This is a genomic window from Thermocrispum agreste DSM 44070, from assembly GCF_000427905.1.
Classification (GTDB): Bacteria; Actinomycetota; Actinomycetes; order Mycobacteriales; family Pseudonocardiaceae; genus Thermocrispum; species Thermocrispum agreste.
This window is the reverse complement of record NZ_ATYX01000006.1, coordinates 56,241-72,555: the sequence shown is the minus strand read 5'-3', so window position 1 is coordinate 72,555 and position 16,315 is coordinate 56,241. Positions and strand designations below refer to the sequence as shown.

The 16,315-nt window shown below is 69.0% G+C and carries 10 protein-coding genes; 1 reads left to right on the top strand and 9 read right to left on the bottom strand.

What is annotated here, in order from left to right; all coding sequences use genetic code 11:
- Window positions 1–45: 45 nt before the first annotated feature.
- From YWY_RS0102490 to YWY_RS0102460, 7 genes are all read right to left on the bottom strand, one after another.
- Complete coding sequence (locus tag YWY_RS0102490) at window positions 46–705, bottom strand: DUF8185 domain-containing protein (RefSeq protein ID WP_028846319.1); 660 nt, start codon at window positions 703–705, stop codon at window positions 46–48.
- A gap of 84 nt (window positions 706–789) precedes the next feature.
- Window positions 790–1,143 carry an SSI family serine proteinase inhibitor gene (locus YWY_RS19925; RefSeq protein ID WP_051309575.1) on the bottom strand — a complete coding sequence of 118 codons (354 nt, stop codon included), beginning with the start codon at window positions 1,141–1,143 and terminating at the stop codon, window positions 790–792.
- A gap of 313 nt (window positions 1,144–1,456) precedes the next feature.
- Window positions 1,457–6,424 (bottom strand): NAD-glutamate dehydrogenase, encoded by a 4,968-nt coding sequence (locus tag YWY_RS0102480; protein ID WP_028846318.1) that lies wholly within the window; start codon window positions 6,422–6,424, stop codon window positions 1,457–1,459.
- Between the two features lie 407 nt (window positions 6,425–6,831).
- A complete protein-coding gene (locus YWY_RS0102475; RefSeq protein ID WP_028846317.1) occupies window positions 6,832–9,642 on the bottom strand; it encodes a hypothetical protein in 2,811 nt (936 codons plus the stop codon).
- Between the two features lie 46 nt (window positions 9,643–9,688).
- On the bottom strand, window positions 9,689–11,365 hold the full coding sequence (gene ettA / locus YWY_RS0102470) for an energy-dependent translational throttle protein EttA (protein ID WP_028846316.1): 1,677 nt from the start codon (window positions 11,363–11,365) through the stop codon (window positions 9,689–9,691).
- 187 nt (window positions 11,366–11,552) lie between these two features.
- The gene (ssb, locus tag YWY_RS19920) at window positions 11,553–11,957 is read right to left on the bottom strand and encodes a single-stranded DNA-binding protein (protein ID WP_051309573.1); all 405 of its coding nucleotides are present in this window, start codon (window positions 11,955–11,957) and stop codon (window positions 11,553–11,555) included.
- A 116-nt stretch (window positions 11,958–12,073) separates the two neighbouring features.
- Window positions 12,074–14,032, bottom strand: a complete 1,959-nt coding sequence (locus YWY_RS0102460) for a bifunctional copper resistance protein CopD/cytochrome c oxidase assembly protein (protein WP_084608907.1) — start codon at window positions 14,030–14,032, stop codon at window positions 12,074–12,076.
- A 213-nt stretch (window positions 14,033–14,245) separates the two neighbouring features.
- Here YWY_RS0102460 and YWY_RS0102455 point away from each other — a divergent pair, with 213 nt between their 5' ends.
- Complete coding sequence (locus tag YWY_RS0102455; protein ID WP_245566528.1) at window positions 14,246–14,707, top strand: peptidase inhibitor family I36 protein; 462 nt, start codon at window positions 14,246–14,248, stop codon at window positions 14,705–14,707.
- A gap of 19 nt (window positions 14,708–14,726) precedes the next feature.
- Here the strand turns inward: YWY_RS0102455 and YWY_RS0102450 are convergent, their stop codons facing one another.
- Window positions 14,727–15,155, bottom strand: a complete 429-nt coding sequence (locus tag YWY_RS0102450; RefSeq protein ID WP_245566527.1) for an SRPBCC family protein — start codon at window positions 15,153–15,155, stop codon at window positions 14,727–14,729.
- Between the two features lie 196 nt (window positions 15,156–15,351).
- Entirely contained in the window at window positions 15,352–16,278 is a 927-nt protein-coding gene (locus YWY_RS0102445; protein ID WP_028846312.1) for an LLM class F420-dependent oxidoreductase, read from the bottom strand.
- Window positions 16,279–16,315: the final 37 nt, after the last annotated feature.

Sequence of the window (16,315 nt, the reverse complement as noted above, 5' to 3'; positions counted from 1 at the left end):
GGTTGTCAAGGCGCTGACTCACGCGCCTTCCGTGCCGGGCATGGCTCAGAAGACCAGTGGCAGCAGGGCGTGCCGACGGCGTACCACCGCGCCGTAGCGGGCGTCGATGCGCATCCAGGATTCGTTGGCGCGGACGCGCACCACATCGTCGGCGTGCTCGTCCTGCTGGCCGGTGAATCCCATGCCCGCCAGCGCGAACAGGCACCGCATCGGAACCTTCAGGTCGACCTCGCCGTTGGACACGGTCAGCACCGGCTGGTCCAGCAGGGATGCGGGCGGGTTGCCCATCGGGCCGGCGTTCTCCTTGGCCACGGTCAGGCCGCGTTCGGTGAGGTCACTGATCACCGAGACCGGCACGTCGTCGATGATCGGCCAGGTGCCTTGGGGCGGCAGTTCGGAGCGCCACAGCAGATCGCGCGCCGGACCTGGGTCGACCTCGGCGGACCGTGCCACGGTGAGGGCCGCGAGCAGTTCGTTGCCGCTGACGGTCACGTCCGCCGGCGTCAGCTCGGCCAGCACCGCTCTGGTCGCCAAGACCTCGAACGGTGTGGTCGCCCACGCCTCCACCATGCCGACGGTGTCCGTGCCGCTGTTGTGCCGCACACGCATCCGGATCGGCACCTGGGCGTCCAGCCGGACCGCGCGGGCCACGAACGCCGCCAGGTTCTCCCGCTGTGCCGGGTCCTCGAAGCGCAGTGCGGTCACATGCTCAAACTACCAACGCGGGTCGTCATGACGACGCCCCACCAGCCCGGGAGTCACTGGTGGGGCGTCAACGGGCGGGGCCTGTCAGAAATCGAACAGGGGGCCTTTCTCGGTGCGCATCACGCACCGGTTGGGGAACGTCTCGGCGTACCGCACTGCCCTGCCCTGCCAGTGGCCGATGAGCCGCGCGTGCACCGGCCGGTAGATCAGCACGCAGGGATCCTCGGAGTACGAGACGGCGGCCGCATCACCGTTCGTTTCGGTCAGGACGGCGCACGCCTCGTCGGCGCGCGGATGAGTGCCGCCTGCCGGGTCGCATTCCAGCGCGACCCCGGTCGAGGCACCACTTTCGTCCTCGACGACGAGATGCAGTTGACTCGCGCGCGGCTGGCCCGCGCTCACGCCCGGCTGCAGCACTCCGAGCAGCAGCGCAGGCATGACCAGAACTGTGGCTAGACGTGATACTCGCATGACGCCGCTCACGCTATGCCGACCCACTCCGGACGCCGCGACAACGCTCCGACGCGACGGTGAGAATCGCCCCATCGGGTTTGCTCGCCATCTGTCGGGCACGCAGACGGCCGGACCGGCAATTGCCGACGGTGCGTCGGACAACCCGGCCCGGCCGCCTGGTGAATGGCTGCGGCCGGTGGCACCGAGCTGGTGCGACCGCGGTCGTTGCCGGTGCGACGGCGGTCGTTCCGGCCCGGTGAGCGGCCCGGCTACGACCGGGCCCGGGTGACCACCGTCCTCACCGCGCCATGCTGCGCAATTGCCGCGTCGCCACGGACAGCGTGGCCAGGTCCAGCTTGCCGACGCGGGCGATGTCGTCCAGCGCCACCCTGGCGCGGGCCAGGCGCGAACTGTTGGCCCGCTCCCACTGCTCGATCTTGGCGTCGACCGGGTCACCGGGATCGCTGATCCGCAGCGCGTCCAGCGTGATCGCCCGCAACGACAGGTAGATGTCGTCGCGCAGGGCCAGCCGAGCCAGCGCGTGCCAGCGGTTGCCGCGCTCCAGGGCGGTCACCGACGTCAGCATCCGGTTGATGCCCAGATGCTCGGACAGCGCGTAGTAGAGCTCGGCGGTCTCCAGCGGGCTGCGCTCCCGGTCGACACCGATTTCCTGTTCGGCCAGCTCGGCCACCTCGGTGACGTCCAGCAAGCCGTAGGTGAACAGCAGCGCGGCGACCCTGCCCGCGAGGTCCTCCGGCACGCCGTCGGCAATCAGCTCGTCGCGTCGGGCGTTCAGCACGTCCAGCTCTTCGCCACGCAGCAGCTCCGGCACCTTCGGCTGCAGCGCCCTGACCACCCCGGAGAACCGGTTGATCTCCGCGCCGACCGCCAGCGGCTGCGGCCGCGAGGACAACCACCAGCGCGCGGCGCGGTCCAGCAGCCTGCGGGTCTCCAGCACCATGCGGTCGGCGACGTCGGTGGACACCACGTTGTCCAGCGCCTCGATGTCCCGCCACACCGCAGGCAGGTCGAACACCCTGGTCACCACCATGTAGGCGCGGACCGCGTCAGTCGCCGTCGCGTTCATCTCCTCGGCCAGGCGGAAGGCGTACGACAGGCCTGCGCCGTCGACCACCTCGTTGACCACCTGGGTGGTGATGATCTGCCGCTTCAGCGGATGCTGCTGGATCGCCTCGGCGAACCGCTCCCGCAACGGCGTCGGGAAGTACAGCGGCAGGCGCTGCGCGAAGACGTCCTGGTCGGGCAGATCGGAGTCGATCAGTTCGTCCTTCAGATCGAGCTTGACGTGGGCCAGGATGGTGGCCAGCTCCGGGGAGGTGAGCCCTTCGCCGTCGGCGATGAGCTTCTTGAACTCCTGGTTGCTGGGCAGCGCCTCGAGCTGGCGATCCAGGCCCGCCTTCTCCTCCAGGTAGGACACCAGCCGCTGGTGCACCGACGCCATCGGGGCGGCGTGCGCGCGGGAGACGCCCAACACCGCGTTCTGCCGGTAGTTGTGCCGCAGCACCAGCTCGGCGACCTCGTCGGTCATCGACTCCAGCAACGGCACGCGCTCGTCCTGGCTCAGCTCGCCGCGTGCGATGGCCTGCTCGAGCAGGATCTTGATGTTGACCTCGTGGTCGGAACTGTCCACGCCCGCGGAGTTGTCCAGCGCGTCGGTGTTGATCTTGCCACCGTTGCGGGCGAACTCGATCCGGCCCCGCTGGGTGAAGCCCAGGTTGCCGCCTTCGCCGACCACCTTGACCCGCAGCTGGTTGCCGTCCACCCGCACCGCGTCGTTGGTCTTGTCGCCGGCGTCGGCGTGGCTTTCCGTGCTCGCTTTGACGTAGGTGCCGATGCCGCCGTTCCACAGCAGGTCGACCGGCGCCAGCAGGATCGCCCGGACCAGCTCGTTCGGCGTCAGCTTCGTCACCTCGTCCGGCAGGCCGAGTGCCCGGCGCATCTCCGGGGTGACGACGACCGTCTTGGCAGAGCGTTCGAACACGCCTCCGCCTTTGCTGATCAGGCTTCGGTCGTAATCGGCCCACGTCGACCGCGGCAGCTCGAACAGCCGCTTGCGCTCGCGGAACGAGATCGCCGGGTCCGGGTCCGGGTCGACGAAGATGTGCAAGTGGTTGAACGCCGCAACCAGGCGGATGTGCTCGGACAGCAGCATGCCGTTGCCGAACACGTCGCCGGACATGTCGCCGATGCCGACCACGGTGAAGTCCTGCGTCTGGGTGTCGATGCCCAGCTCCCGGAAGTGCCGCTTCACCGATTCCCACGCGCCGCGGGCGGTGATGCCCATTTCCTTGTGGTCGTAGCCGGCTGAACCGCCCGAGGCGAACGCGTCGCCGAGCCAGTGCCCGTAGGCCAGGCTCACCTCGTTGGCGATGTCGGAGAAGGTCGCCGTGCCCTTGTCGGCCGCCACCACCAGGTAGCTGTCGTCGTCGTCGTACCGGACGACCTGGGGGGCAGGCACCGTCTTGCCGTCCCGACGGTTGTCGGTCAGGTCCAGCAGGCCGGAGATGAACATCCGGTAGCAGGCGATCCCCTCGGCCTGCAGGGCTTCCCGGTCGGCGGCGGGATCACCGGTGGGCGCGGGCGGGTTCTTCACCACGAAACCGCCCTTGGCGCCGACCGGCACGATCACCGAGTTCTTGACCGCCTGCGCCTTGACCAGGCCGAGGATCTCGGTGCGGTAGTCCTCGCGCCGGTCCGACCAGCGCAGCCCGCCGCGGGCCACCGAACCGAAGCGCAGGTGGACGCCCTCCACCCGGGGCGAGCAGACGAAGATCTCGAACCGCGGCCGTGGCTCGGGCAGGTCGGGCACCGCCGTCGGCTCCAGCTTGAACGACAGGTACGAGCGGTGCTCGCCGTTGTCGTCGGTGCGGTAGTAGTTGGTCCGCAGCGTGGCTTTGATGAGTGTGAGCAGGCCGCGCAGGATGCGGTCCTCGTCGAGGCTTTCCACCGAGTCGATCATCGACTCGATCTCAGCCGCGCGCTGCTCGACGCGGTTCCGCCGCTCCGGCGTCACCTCCTCGCCGTCGGCGACGTCGAACTTCAGCTCGAACAGGTCGATCAGCGCGGCCGCCACCTGCGGGTTGGCCAGCACGGTCCGCTCGATGTAGGCCTGCGAGTACGGGGTGCCCGCCTGCTGCAGGTAGCGGGAGTAGGCGCGCAGCACCGACGTCTGCCGCCAGGTCAAGCCGCTGCGCAGCACCAGGCCGTTGAGCCCGTCGATCTCCGCGGCGCCGTCCCACATGGCACGGAACGCGTCCTGGAAGCGCTTGCCCAGGTCGCTGAGTGACTCCGGATCGGCGACCTTCTCCAGCGTCTGCTGGTCCACCCGCAGGCCGAAGTCGTAGATCCACGCCCGGCTGCCGTCGGGCATGGTGATGTCGTACGGCCGCTGGTCGATGACCTCGACGTCCATCTTCTGCAGCATCGGCAGCAGCTTGGACAGCGAGACCCCTTCACCCGCCAGGTAGAGCTTGAACCGGTGGGTGGCCTCGTCGTGCTCGTCCTGGCAGGCGTACAGCTGCATCCCAAGGTCGCCCGGCCCGGACAGTGATTCCAACTGCCGCAGGTCGCGCAGGCCAGTGACGGCGTCGAAGTCCTCCTTGTAGGCCTCCGGCAGCGCCGCCGCGAGACGTTCCCCGAGCTGAGTGGCCGGCTCGTCGCGGTGGCTCTGCAGCACGCCTGCGGCCACTCGCTCCTCGTGAATGGCCTCGATGAGCTGGTCCTCCCAGCCGCGCACCGCCGTGGTGAGCCGCTGCTGGATGCGGCGCATGTCCGGCTCGATCTGCTTGTCCGGGTCGGTGTAGGCGGTGAAATGCACCTGGGCGAACAGCGTCTCGCCCAGCCGGACGGCGAACTCGACCTCCCGCGCCTGGAGTTCTTCGCGCAGTACCTCCTGCATGGCCTGCCGGGACCGGGTGCTGTACCGGTCGCGCGGCACGAACACCACGCACGAGAAGAAGCGGCGGTACGGGTCACGGCGCAGGAAGGCCCGGATGCGGCGCCGGTCGGCCAGGGCGATCGCGCCGGTGGCGGTGGCGTAGAGGGAGTCGGGGTCGGTGGAGAACAGCTCGGCGCGCGGCCAGCTCTGAATGACCTCGAGCATGGCCTGGCCGGAGTGCGAATCCATCGGGAAGCCCGCGCGATGGATGACGTCCCGCACCCTGCGTCCCACCACCGGGATGTCCAGCACGTCCTCGTGCAGCGCCGACGTGGTGAACATGCCGAGGAAGCGGTGCTCGCCGGTGACTTCGCCGTTGTCGTCGAAGGTCTTGACGCCGATGTAGTACGGGCGCACCGGCCGGTGGACCGTCGACCGGGCGCTGCCCGGCGTCAGCACGAGCAGGTTATTGGACAGTGCCGTTTTCGCGATGTCCGTGCCCGCGGTGAGTTTGCGGGCGGCCAGGCTGTCCTGGCGGAGCACGCCCAGGCCGGTCGCCAGGACCGCGCGGAGCACCGGCGCGTCCTCGGCCACCGGGTCCGGTTGATCCCGCACCACTTCGTACTTGCGGTAGCCGAGGAACCGAAAGTGCCCGTCCACCAGCCAGCGCAGCAGCGCGGCGCCTTCGGTCACTTCGGTGGGCGGCAGCGGCGGCGGGGACGATTCCAGTTCGTCGGCCAGCTGCAGCGCCGTCTCGGTCATCTTGACGGAGTCTTCGACGACCTCACGGACATCGGTGATGACGGAGATCAGGCCGGTCTCGACGGCCGCAGCACGCTCCGGATCGGTGATCTGGTCGACCTCCACGGAGATCCACGACTCCGCCGAGGCGCCCTCCGGCGGGTCGTCCAGGTCCGCGGCCGGGTGCAGCTGCTGCAGCGCACCCGTGACGTCCCGGGTCGCCAGCAGGATCGGGTGCACGATGCGCTGCACCGGCATCCCGGACCTGGCGAACTTGGCCACCACGCTGTCGACCAGGAACGGCATGTCGTCGGTGACGATCTGCACGACCGTGACACCCGAGGAGCCGCCGGTGGACCGGGCCGGGTTGCTGATCTTCACCACCGGCCTGCCCGGGGGGCGCCGCTCGGCCAGCTCCAGGTGGCTGCGGACCGCGGCGAGCAGGTCCTCCGGCGAGTCGTCGACGATGTCCTCCGGCGGGGCGTGCCGGAAGTACACGCGGATCAGGTCGGAGATGTCCGGCGCCAGTTGTGCTGCGGCCTCGACCAGTCGATCCCGTTGAGCCTCCAAGTCGTCGGCATCCGCCGACCCCCCAGGTGACACGCTGGAGACCTTGGTGGAAGTCATGGCGCGAACAACCTCCGTTGCGGCAACGCTGCACAGTCAACGCCTCTCACCCTAGCCTGGCGACGTTCGGCACTCGCAGCCCACGCAGTTCGATCACCGGCGGGCGATACGATCACGCTGGGCCGATAGCGCCGTCGTGGCCGGCACCACAGCCGAGGCCCGGACTGGCGCGCTCGGATGGGCTGCAGGAAGCCGGCTCGCCCGCGCTGGGAAGCTTTCATCGACGAGGTCCACACCTCGGCGCAGACTCCGAAGCCAGCTGGCTGTGGAACCGAAGCCGGCCGGGCGAGAAACCGAAACCAGCTGGCCGAGAAACCAAAACGGCCGACCAAGAAGTCGGCCGGACGAGAAACCTGGGTGTGCTGTCTGCGCAACTGACGTCAGCCGGTACCAGCGGGGTCGTCGGATCAGAGATCGCCGTGGTGGCCCCATGGCCGGTCGTCACCGGTGAAGCGTCGGCCGTTGGTCCGCCGGGACTCACCTGATCCCGCACTTTCCTCCCGCAAGCGGCGTGCCCGCGAGGACAACGACCCGGCAAGTTCGTCGTCATCCGGCCAATCGCGGAAGATGGACAGCAGGCTGTCCAACCGCGGCGGCTCGGTGCGGCCCGTCGTCGTCCTGGACCGGCCACCGGAGTCGACGGGCTTGTCTGCGCCTGATGTGGGCGAGGTTGGCGACGTCTGCGCCGAGCCGTCCGAGGTCGTGTTCGTGTCGGCCGCACGCAGTTGACGCTCCCCGTGGCCGGTGGTGGTGTCCCGACTGGTGTCCGAGGACGACTTCTGCTGAGCGTGCTTTGCCTGCCAGGAGGAACCGCTCTGGTCGTCCCTGGCCCGCGCAGCGGCAAGCAGCTCGTCGATGATCGACCGCGCCGACGCGGCATCGGAGGCCTCCTTGCGTCCGGAGACCTCTTCTCGTCCGGCGCCGCTCGAAGCCTTCTCTTCCCCGGTGCCGCCCGAAGCCGTCTCGCGGCCCGTGCCGTCCGAGGTGTGCTCGCGTCCGGGAGTGTCCTCACCGGACGCCGCATGCCTCCCACCCGTGCCCGACGCCGCCTCGGCCGGAGGCTCGGACGCCGGAATTCTCGGAAGCATCGACGTCACTTCCTGCGCGCCGGGTGGAGCTGCCTCGCGCGACGAGCCCAGCCTTGGCTGCTCGGCTGCCGCGCCCGCCAGGGACGACGTGGGGTCGGCGCCGGACCCCACCCCGGAGGCCGTCTCCGTCGCCGAGGAATCCGCCGTCGAAGCTCCCGGCGTCGACGACTCCGGTGCGCGCCTTCTTCCCCCCGTACCGACCTTGACTCCCAGCCGCTCCAACACCGACCGGGCGGCCGTCCCCCCTTCAGAGCGGCGGTGCCGCGGCGTGTGCTCCGGCTCCCGGTGCTCTTGCGTGCCGCCAGCAGCTGTCTCCGCGGCCTTGCCAGCGGGGGTTTCGGAGACGTTCCCACGTCGCGGGCCGGTGCCCTGCTCCCCATGCGCACGATGCGCCGACGACGCGTTCACGGGCTGCTGCGACGGCCCGAGCGCGGCAAGCCAGGGCCGGAGTGGCGTCGCCTCGCCTGCCGAGCCGCCTGCGGTGCCGGTGCCGCCACCGCCCGCTTGCGCCGGCTCTGCCGCGCTGCTGCCCTCTCCCCCGGCTCCGCTGCCGGCAAGCCGCAGCGGAGGTCGGCCGTGCTGCTCGCTGCGGTGGAGTGTGGGATCGAGGTCCTTCGGCAGCGAGATGGTCGGCAGGTTCAGCAACGGCAACGTGACCTTCGGCTCCGCCTTCGCGCCCTGCGCCGACGCTCCAGGGTCTTTCGCCGAGCCACTGCCTGACGTCTCGGCGGCCGGCTCGGCACTGCCGTACTTGCGCGGCAGCTCGGAAGCTGCTTTCGACGCCGCCGACGGCAACGAAGCCACCTTCGGCTCCGTGGCCGCCGTCTGCCCCGTAGCTGCCGCCTGCCGAGCCTTGGGCGCGGACAGGCCGGAAGGCGCCGATGCCCGATCCGCCCCAGTCGCGTGGGCAGACGGCTTCTCCTGCCCCCTGGCACCGCTGTCACGCGCCGAGGGAGGCTCCCCCATGCCCAGCAGCTGAGCCAGATCAACCACGCTCTCCTCGCCCCGGCCGAACTCACCGGTCAGCGCGTTGATGGCCTGTCGGCGGGCCCGGCCGTACACGTGCTCGCACCGGCGGGCCTCCCGGGCAGCGTGAAGGGCGGACCGCTCGCGGCCTGCGGCCTCCTCGACGTGGGACAGCTCGAGCCACAGCCGGGCCTCGATCCAGGTGAGGTCGTAGCGTTGCACGCTGTGCAGCGCGTCTCGCACCAGCCGCCCGGCCGCCTCGGCCTCCCCGGCGGACAGATGCAGGCGGGTCGCCAGGGCGAGCCTCAACCAGGCCAACGGCCCCACCGCGGCGGCGCGTGCCGGTCGAGACAGCACACGCTGCGCGATGTCCATGGCCCGCCGGTTCTCGCCACGGTCCAGCAATGCGCACGCCATGTCCAGTACGACCCGGGCCCGCAGCTGCATGCCGTCGTGTGCCTCGGAATCCAGCCCGTCGAGCAGGTCCAAGGCGCGCTGTCCGGTGTCCAGCGACGCGGCCAGGTCACCGTGCCGCCGCTGATGTGCCGCCGTCCTGCTGGCCACCATGGCCCGTAGCAGGATCCGGTCGACGTCCGGCAACTGCGCGTCGGAGCGGATCAGCCTGTCGGCCTCGGCGAGCGCTCTGTCCATGAACGACTGCCTGCCCACCGGCGCCATGCACCCCACGAGCTGCATCAGCGCCAGCGCCCGGCACACCGCAGGCAGATCGCGTTGGCTGAGGACGGGCCGGAGCGCGGCCAGCCCGGTCAGCGGGACACCGGCGCTGCGCGCACACACCGCCAGCTCCACTCGCATCTGCGCCGCCAGCTCGGCGTGCCCGTCGGCTTCGGCGGTGCGCAGCACCGTGACCGCCCGGTGCACCACGTCCGGCCGCTGCCCCATCCGCATGCGGGCGAACACCGACAAGCCCTCGGCGTTGACCCACAGGTGCTCCGAGCCTGCGGCCTCGGCGAGTGCCGCCGCCCGCTCGCCGAAGACCAATGCCAGCTCCGGGGCACGGAACCGCAACCGCGTTCCGTGGTCGAGCAGCCGCTCGGCGGGGGTGACATCAGGCCTGATGGCCGACAGTGCGGAGGTGCCTGCGCCGATTCGGCCTACCGCTTCGTCACGCGGGTATCCGGCAACCCCCCGCTCATCGTGCATACCTGCAGCCACAAGGCCTCCGGTGGTTGTCGGCGACGGTCGCTGGTCAGTCGCGCGTCAGCTTCCGGTACGTCACCCTATGCGGACGGGCTGCCTCAGGACCAAGCCTTTCGATCTTGTTCTTCTCGTACCCCTCGAAGTTGCCCTCGAACCAGAACCACTTCGCCGGGTTCTCCTCGGTACCTTCCCAGGCCAGGATGTGAGTCGCCACTCGGTCCAGGAACCACCGGTCGTGCGAGATCACCACAGCGCAACCGGGGAACTGCTCCAGCGCGTTCTCCAGCGAGCCCAGCGTCTCCACGTCGAGGTCGTTGGTCGGCTCGTCGAGCAGGATGAGGTTGCCGCCCTTCTTCAGCGTCAGCGCGAGGTTGAGCCGGTTGCGCTCACCACCGGACAGCACGCCCGCGGGCTTCTGCTGGTCCGGTCCCTTGAAGCCGAAGGCGCCGACGTAGGCCCGCGACGGCATCTCGGTCTCGCCGACGTGGATGTAATCGAGGCCGTCCGACACGACTTCCCAGACCGTCTTGTTCGGGTCGATGCCCTCACGCGTCTGGTCGACGTAGGACAGCTTGACCGTCTCACCGATGCGGACCGTCCCCGAATCCGGCTTCTCCAGCCCGACGATCGTCTTGAACAGCGTTGTCTTCCCGACGCCGTTCGGCCCGATGACACCGACGATGCCGTTCCGCGGCAAGCTGAACGACAGCCCGTCGATGAGCACCCGGTCGTCGAATCCCTTGCGCAGGTTCTCCACCTCGACGACCACGTCGCCCAGGCGCGGGCCGGGCGGGATCTGGATCTCCTCGAAGTCCAGCTTGCGCTGGCGCTCCGCCTCGGCGGCCATCTCCTCGTAACGCTGCAGGCGGGCACGGGACTTGGCCTGACGCGCCTTGGCGTTCGACCGGACCCACTCGAGTTCCTTCTGCAGCCGCTTGGCCAGCTTGGCGTCCTTCTTGCCCTGGATCTCCAGCCGCTCGCGCTTCTTCTCCAGGTACGTCGAGTAGTTGCCCTCGTAGCCGATGACCCGGCCGCGGTCCAGCTCCATGATCCACTGGGCCACGTTGTCCAGGAAGTACCTGTCGTGCGTGACGGCCAGGACCGCTCCCGGATAGCTGGCCAGGTGCTGCTCCAGCCACTGCACGCTCTCCGCATCCAGATGGTTGGTGGGCTCGTCCAGCAGCAGCAGGTCCGGCTTGGACAGCAGCAGCTTGCACAACGCGACCCGGCGGCGCTCGCCACCCGACAGGTGCTTGACGGGTTCGTCCGGCGGCGGGCAGCGCAGCGCGTCCATCGCCTGCTCCAGCTGTGAATCCAGCTCCCAGGCGTCGGCGTGGTCAAGCTCCTCCTGGAGCTTGCCCATCTCCTCCATCAGCTCGTCGCTGTACTCGGTCGCCAGCTTCTCGGCGATCTCGTTGAACCTGTCGAGTTTGACCTTGATCTCACCGAGGCCTTCCTCGACATTGCCGCGTACCGTCTTCTCCTCGTTCAGCGGCGGTTCCTGGAGCAGAATGCCCACGCTGGCGCCCGGCTGCAGGCGTGCTTCGCCGTTGCTCGGCTGTTCCAGGCCGGCCATGATCTTCAGCACGGTCGACTTGCCCGCGCCGTTCGGCCCCACGACGCCGATCTTGGCCCCTGGATAGAACGCGGTGCTGACGTCGTCCAAGATCACCTTGTCGCCGACCGTCTTGCGCACGTTGCGCATGGTGTAGATGAACTCGGCCATCTGTCAGACTGCCCCCGCCCCGCTCGTCCGAGCACGTCGTACCGCTGTAGTCATGAAGTCTGATGGTAGAGGCGGCGTCCTCGCGGTCGTTCGGCGGCCGTCGGCTGCCGAAGCTCCGACCGGGCCCGCCAGACGGGTGACCTCGATGTCCGCCTGATGCACGACGCTGTCCTTCCGATCGTCTCCCCTACGCTGCCTGCGCTTGTGCACTCGGATGCCCTTCGCCGAGACGAAGCCTGCGCACCTCGGCAACCGCCCTGGTCAGATTCGGTCCGACCGCGTAGGCGTCCAGCTCCGTCGCGTACCGCGTCTTGCCGCCGTCCTCGTACTCGCGCGTTCGCAGCCGGCCACACACGATCACGTCGTCCCCTTTCGACAGCGACATGGCGACGTTGCGAGCCAGTCGGCGCCAGCAGGTGACCCACACCGAGAACTTGCGTCCGTCGACCCAATCGCCCAGCGACTTGTCGAACTTGCGCTCGGTGCTGATCACCAGGAATCCGGCCATCTCGTTGCCTTCACCGACGGCGCGCCGCTCGACGTCGGTAGCCACTCGACCGTTGACGGTCACCACCGTCTCACCCGTTGCCATCTCCCCCACTCCTTGATCCGGCCTGGTCCGTACTCAGACTGCGGCAATGGGACGACTCGACCCAGCTCGCGACCGAACAGCTGTGGACAACCGGTGCCTGTGGACAACTCCAGCGGCTACTGCGCGTCGTTGGTCTTGCCCGCCATGCGCGCCAGCATTGCGTTGTACGCGGCCAGCTCCTCGTCGGTGTCACCCGCCCGGCGCGCCCTCCGCTCCGCTCGCTGCGCTTCGCGCTCGTCGGCCTGCGCCCACTGGACCATCAAGGCGACAAGCACGATCAACGCGGGAATCTCGCCGAAACCCCACGCGATGCCGCCGCCGAGGCGTTGATCGGTGAGCAGATCGGTGACCCAGGGGAGCCTCAGCTGGGCGTAGAACTGCTCGCCGATGACCGTTTGCGAGCTCATCAGGATGACGCCGAAGAAGGCGTGGAACGGCATCGACAGGAACATGATCCCGAGCCTGCCGAGCGGCATCAGCCTGCGCGGTGCCGGATCAACCCCGATCAGCGGCCAGAAGAACAAGTACCCGGCCAGCAGGAAGTGCGCATTCATGGCCAGGTGCGCCCAGTGGTACTCGAGCGCGACGTCGAACAAGCCGGAGAAGTAGAGGAGGTAGAACACCCCGACGAACTGCAGCATGGCCACGATCGGCTGGGTGAGGAACCGCGCGACCGGTGAGTTCACCGCGGCGAGCAGCCATTCCCGGGGACCGGGCGGAGCGCTCTTCCCGGCCGGAGGCAAGGCGCGCAGGGCCAGCGTCGTGGCACCGCCGAGGACAAGCAGCACCGGCGCCACCATGGACAGCAGCATGTGACCACCCATGTGCACGCTGAACATCGCCGGCGAATAGCGCCCGATGCCGGACGAGGTCGCGATCAGCAACGTGGCGCACCCGGCGAGCCATGCCACGGTGCGCCCCACCGGCCAGTGGTCACCTCGCTGGTGCAACCGCCGCACCCCGGCCAGGTAGAGGACGGCGAGAACGATCGCTGCCGTTCCGAAGACGAGGTCGAAGCGCCAGTCGAACAGCAACCGCCACACCGTCGGCGGGCCGCTGAGGTCGTAACCGACAAGCAGTTCGACTCGGCCCGGGACGGCCGCTTCGTCCGGGCTCGGCGTACGGCCGAGCGCGGCGGCGATGCCGAACGTCAGGCACATCACGAGGATCTCGACGCCGGCCAGCTGCAGCAGCGGCCGCCTGGTGCCGGTTTCCTGGAGTGCCCGGACCCCGCGAACCCGTTGCTGCTGACCGAACACCCCGAGCACCCCCAAGGCGACGATCTTGGCCAGCAGCAACAGGCCGTAGGTGGTGCCGAACAGCTCTGCGGGGGTGACCCGGACCAGGCCGTTCACCACACCCGAGGCCGCCATGACGATCCAGCAGACCAGCGCGAGCCGGGAGAACCGCCTGGCCGCCAGCGAGAGGTTGGTGCTGCCTCGCCTGCCGAGCGCGACCAGGGCGATCAAGCCGCCCACCCACAGCGCGGCGGCCACGAAGTGGTAGAGCAGGCTGTTGGTCGCCACGTCGTGGTCACCGCCGGTCGCAGAGTGCCCGGTGAGGGCGAGCGGCACCAAGCCGAGCAACGAGAACCCGAAGAGAGTGGCCGTCCACCCCCAGGTCAACGTCAGGTGGCAGCCGACCGCCACGATCAGTGCCACGCAGGCGGTGATCAGCCACGCGCGCGGCACGGAGAGGGCCTCGACCAGGACGACGAACACCTCCGGGTCGAGTACCTGCTGCACCGGACGGCCTGCGCTCTCCGCGGCACTGAAGAACGAGCTGGCCAGGGCGAAGACGACCCAGAGCCACGCGGCAACGCCGGCGGTCCGCACGGCACCGTACCCGTCAGCCGCGAGGACGCCCGATCGCTGCGGCGGGACCAGGAACGCAGCCAGCAGCAACGACCCGATGACCACGACCGCGGACACTTCCGCCAGCAGCCGCACGACCGTCACCCCATAGGTCGTCAAGGGACCGGGATCGCGCAGACCAGTGATCCCGGAGAGGTTGGTGCCGCCCGTCTGCAGGAGCAAGACCACCGCAACGAGCACAGCCAGCAGGCTTCCCAGCATCACCAAAGAGGTGACCCCGGAAACCTTGCGCTTGGTCGTCGACTGCTCCGTGGGCACGGATCGAAGCCTAGGCCCACGCCACCACGGGTGGACGCGCGGGCGTACCACACAATGCCGCGGAACACACGCGCGAGCGCGCAAATTGTGGACAGCTCGACCGATCTTGCGAGTTGTCCACAGATTCGTCCGCGTCCCGCCGCACCGGCAGTGATCATGCGAGGGTTGATCGCGGAAAAACCTCTGGGGGAGGAAACCATGATCCGCAGCATGATCATTCACGCACGGCGTTCATTGGTCGTCGCAGTCGGCATCTGTGCCGTGCTGGGTGCCGGCCTCACATCGGCGGGGTCCGCCGACGCAGCTCAACGGCCCGCGCTGGCAGCGAGAGCGGTGGCCGAGGAGCAATGCGACCCCGGTGAATTCTGCAGCTGGGAGAAGCAGAACTATCAGGGCGGCGTCCATCGCATCGATCTGCTCAGCGCCAACCCCGACGAGTGCGTTCCGCTGCCGGACGACCACGACGCACGCTCGTTCGTCAACCGCATGCGCCAAGCCGTGACCGTGTACCAGGGCAGGGATTGCTCGACCGAAGGCGAGTTCTCCACCTACCCCGGAGGCGGAACGTACGTTCCGCAGACTCGCTTTGTCGTGCGCGCTGTCCAGGTGTGGGAATGAGGCCGGGCAGCGACGGCCGTCAGGTCGATTCGGCGAGAGCTGCCAGTTTGTTCAACGAGGCGAGCAGGTTCTCCTCGGTCGTTCTGCGCGCCCGGCTCAGCCGCTTGGGGTCGTTCAGCTGCGTCCAGTCGTAGGTGTGCGTGACGCGGGTGCGCGACTCACCCAGGGGCTCGAGCTCCCAGCGCCAGAGGTGACCCGGCGGTTGCTTGCCGGGCTCGGCGGGACGCCACGCAATCCGGCGGTTCTCGACGAACTCGACGACGTGGTTCTCCCGCACGCCGCCGCTGGTCAGGTGCATCAAGAAGACATCGCCGACCCTGGCGACGCGTTGCTCGCTGCCTGCTCGGGACAGGTTGCTGTTGCCGTCCCATCTCGGTTGCTGTGTGGGGTCGGCAATCAGGTCGAACAGCTTCTCGGCACTCGCGGCGACCTCGCGGCTGGCAGTCACGATGTGCGACTCTGCGGCGTCGGAACCAACGGCGTCAGAAACCATGCGCACATCGAAGCACTGTCGTGTGCACCGCCGCTACCACATTCAACGCATCGGCAGTCCACGAAGGCACTTGGGCGTCCGCCGTGCAAGGACGCCCCCAGTCTCCGCAGCGCGAGGACGCCCCCCGGTCACCGTCGGCGATCGGGCCGCATCAGCGCAACTGCGGGGCGACCTCGCTGGCGATCAGCTCGATCTGATCCAGGTCGTCCAGCTCGAGCATCTGGAGGTAGACGCGTGAAATTCCGGTCTTGTCGCGCCACTGACCCAGCTGGTCGACGATCTCCGCCGGTGTGCCGGCCAGTGGGTTGCCCACCAGGTCCTCCGGCGAACGGCCCAGCGCCTCGGCCCGCCTGGCCACGTCGGCGCTGGTCCGTCCGATCACCAGGGTGTGGGCGAGCGATCGCACCATCTCCGAGGGGTCGCGGCCGATGTCGTCGCATGCCTGCGCCACTCGCTCGAACTGACGGGAGGCGGTGTCGGCGTCGACGAACGGCACGTTGAACTCGGTGGCGTACCTGGCGGCCAGAGCCGGCGTGCGGCGCGGCCCCGTGCCACCCATGATCACCGGGATCCGGCGGCCCGGTTTCGGCAGCGCCGGGGAATCAGTCACGGTGTAGTGCTTGCCCTGGAAGGAGAACGTCTCGCCTTCCGGGGTGGCCCACAAGCCGGTGATGATCTCCAGCTGCTCTTCCAGGCGGTCGAAGCGCTCCTTGACCGACGGGAACGGGATGCCGTACGCGGTGTGCTCGGCTTCGAACCACCCGGCACCGATCCCGAACGCGATCCGTCCGCCGGACATGACGTCGGCCTGGGCGACCGCGATGGCCAGCGGCCCCGGCAGCCGGAACGTCGCCGACGTGACCAACGTGCCGAGGGCGATCGTCTTGGTCTGCACCGCCAACGCCGACAGCGTGGTCCACGCGTCGGTCGGTCCGGGCAGACCCGAACCACCCATCGTCAGGTAATGGTCGGAACGGAAGAACCCGTCCAGGCCGGCTGCTTCGGTAGCCTGAGCCACCCGCAGCAAATCGCTGTACGTGGCGCCTTGCTGCGGCTCAGTGAAGATCATGAGGTCCACGGTCGCGATGGTAGCCGTCGTGGCGTGCGAGCCGGTG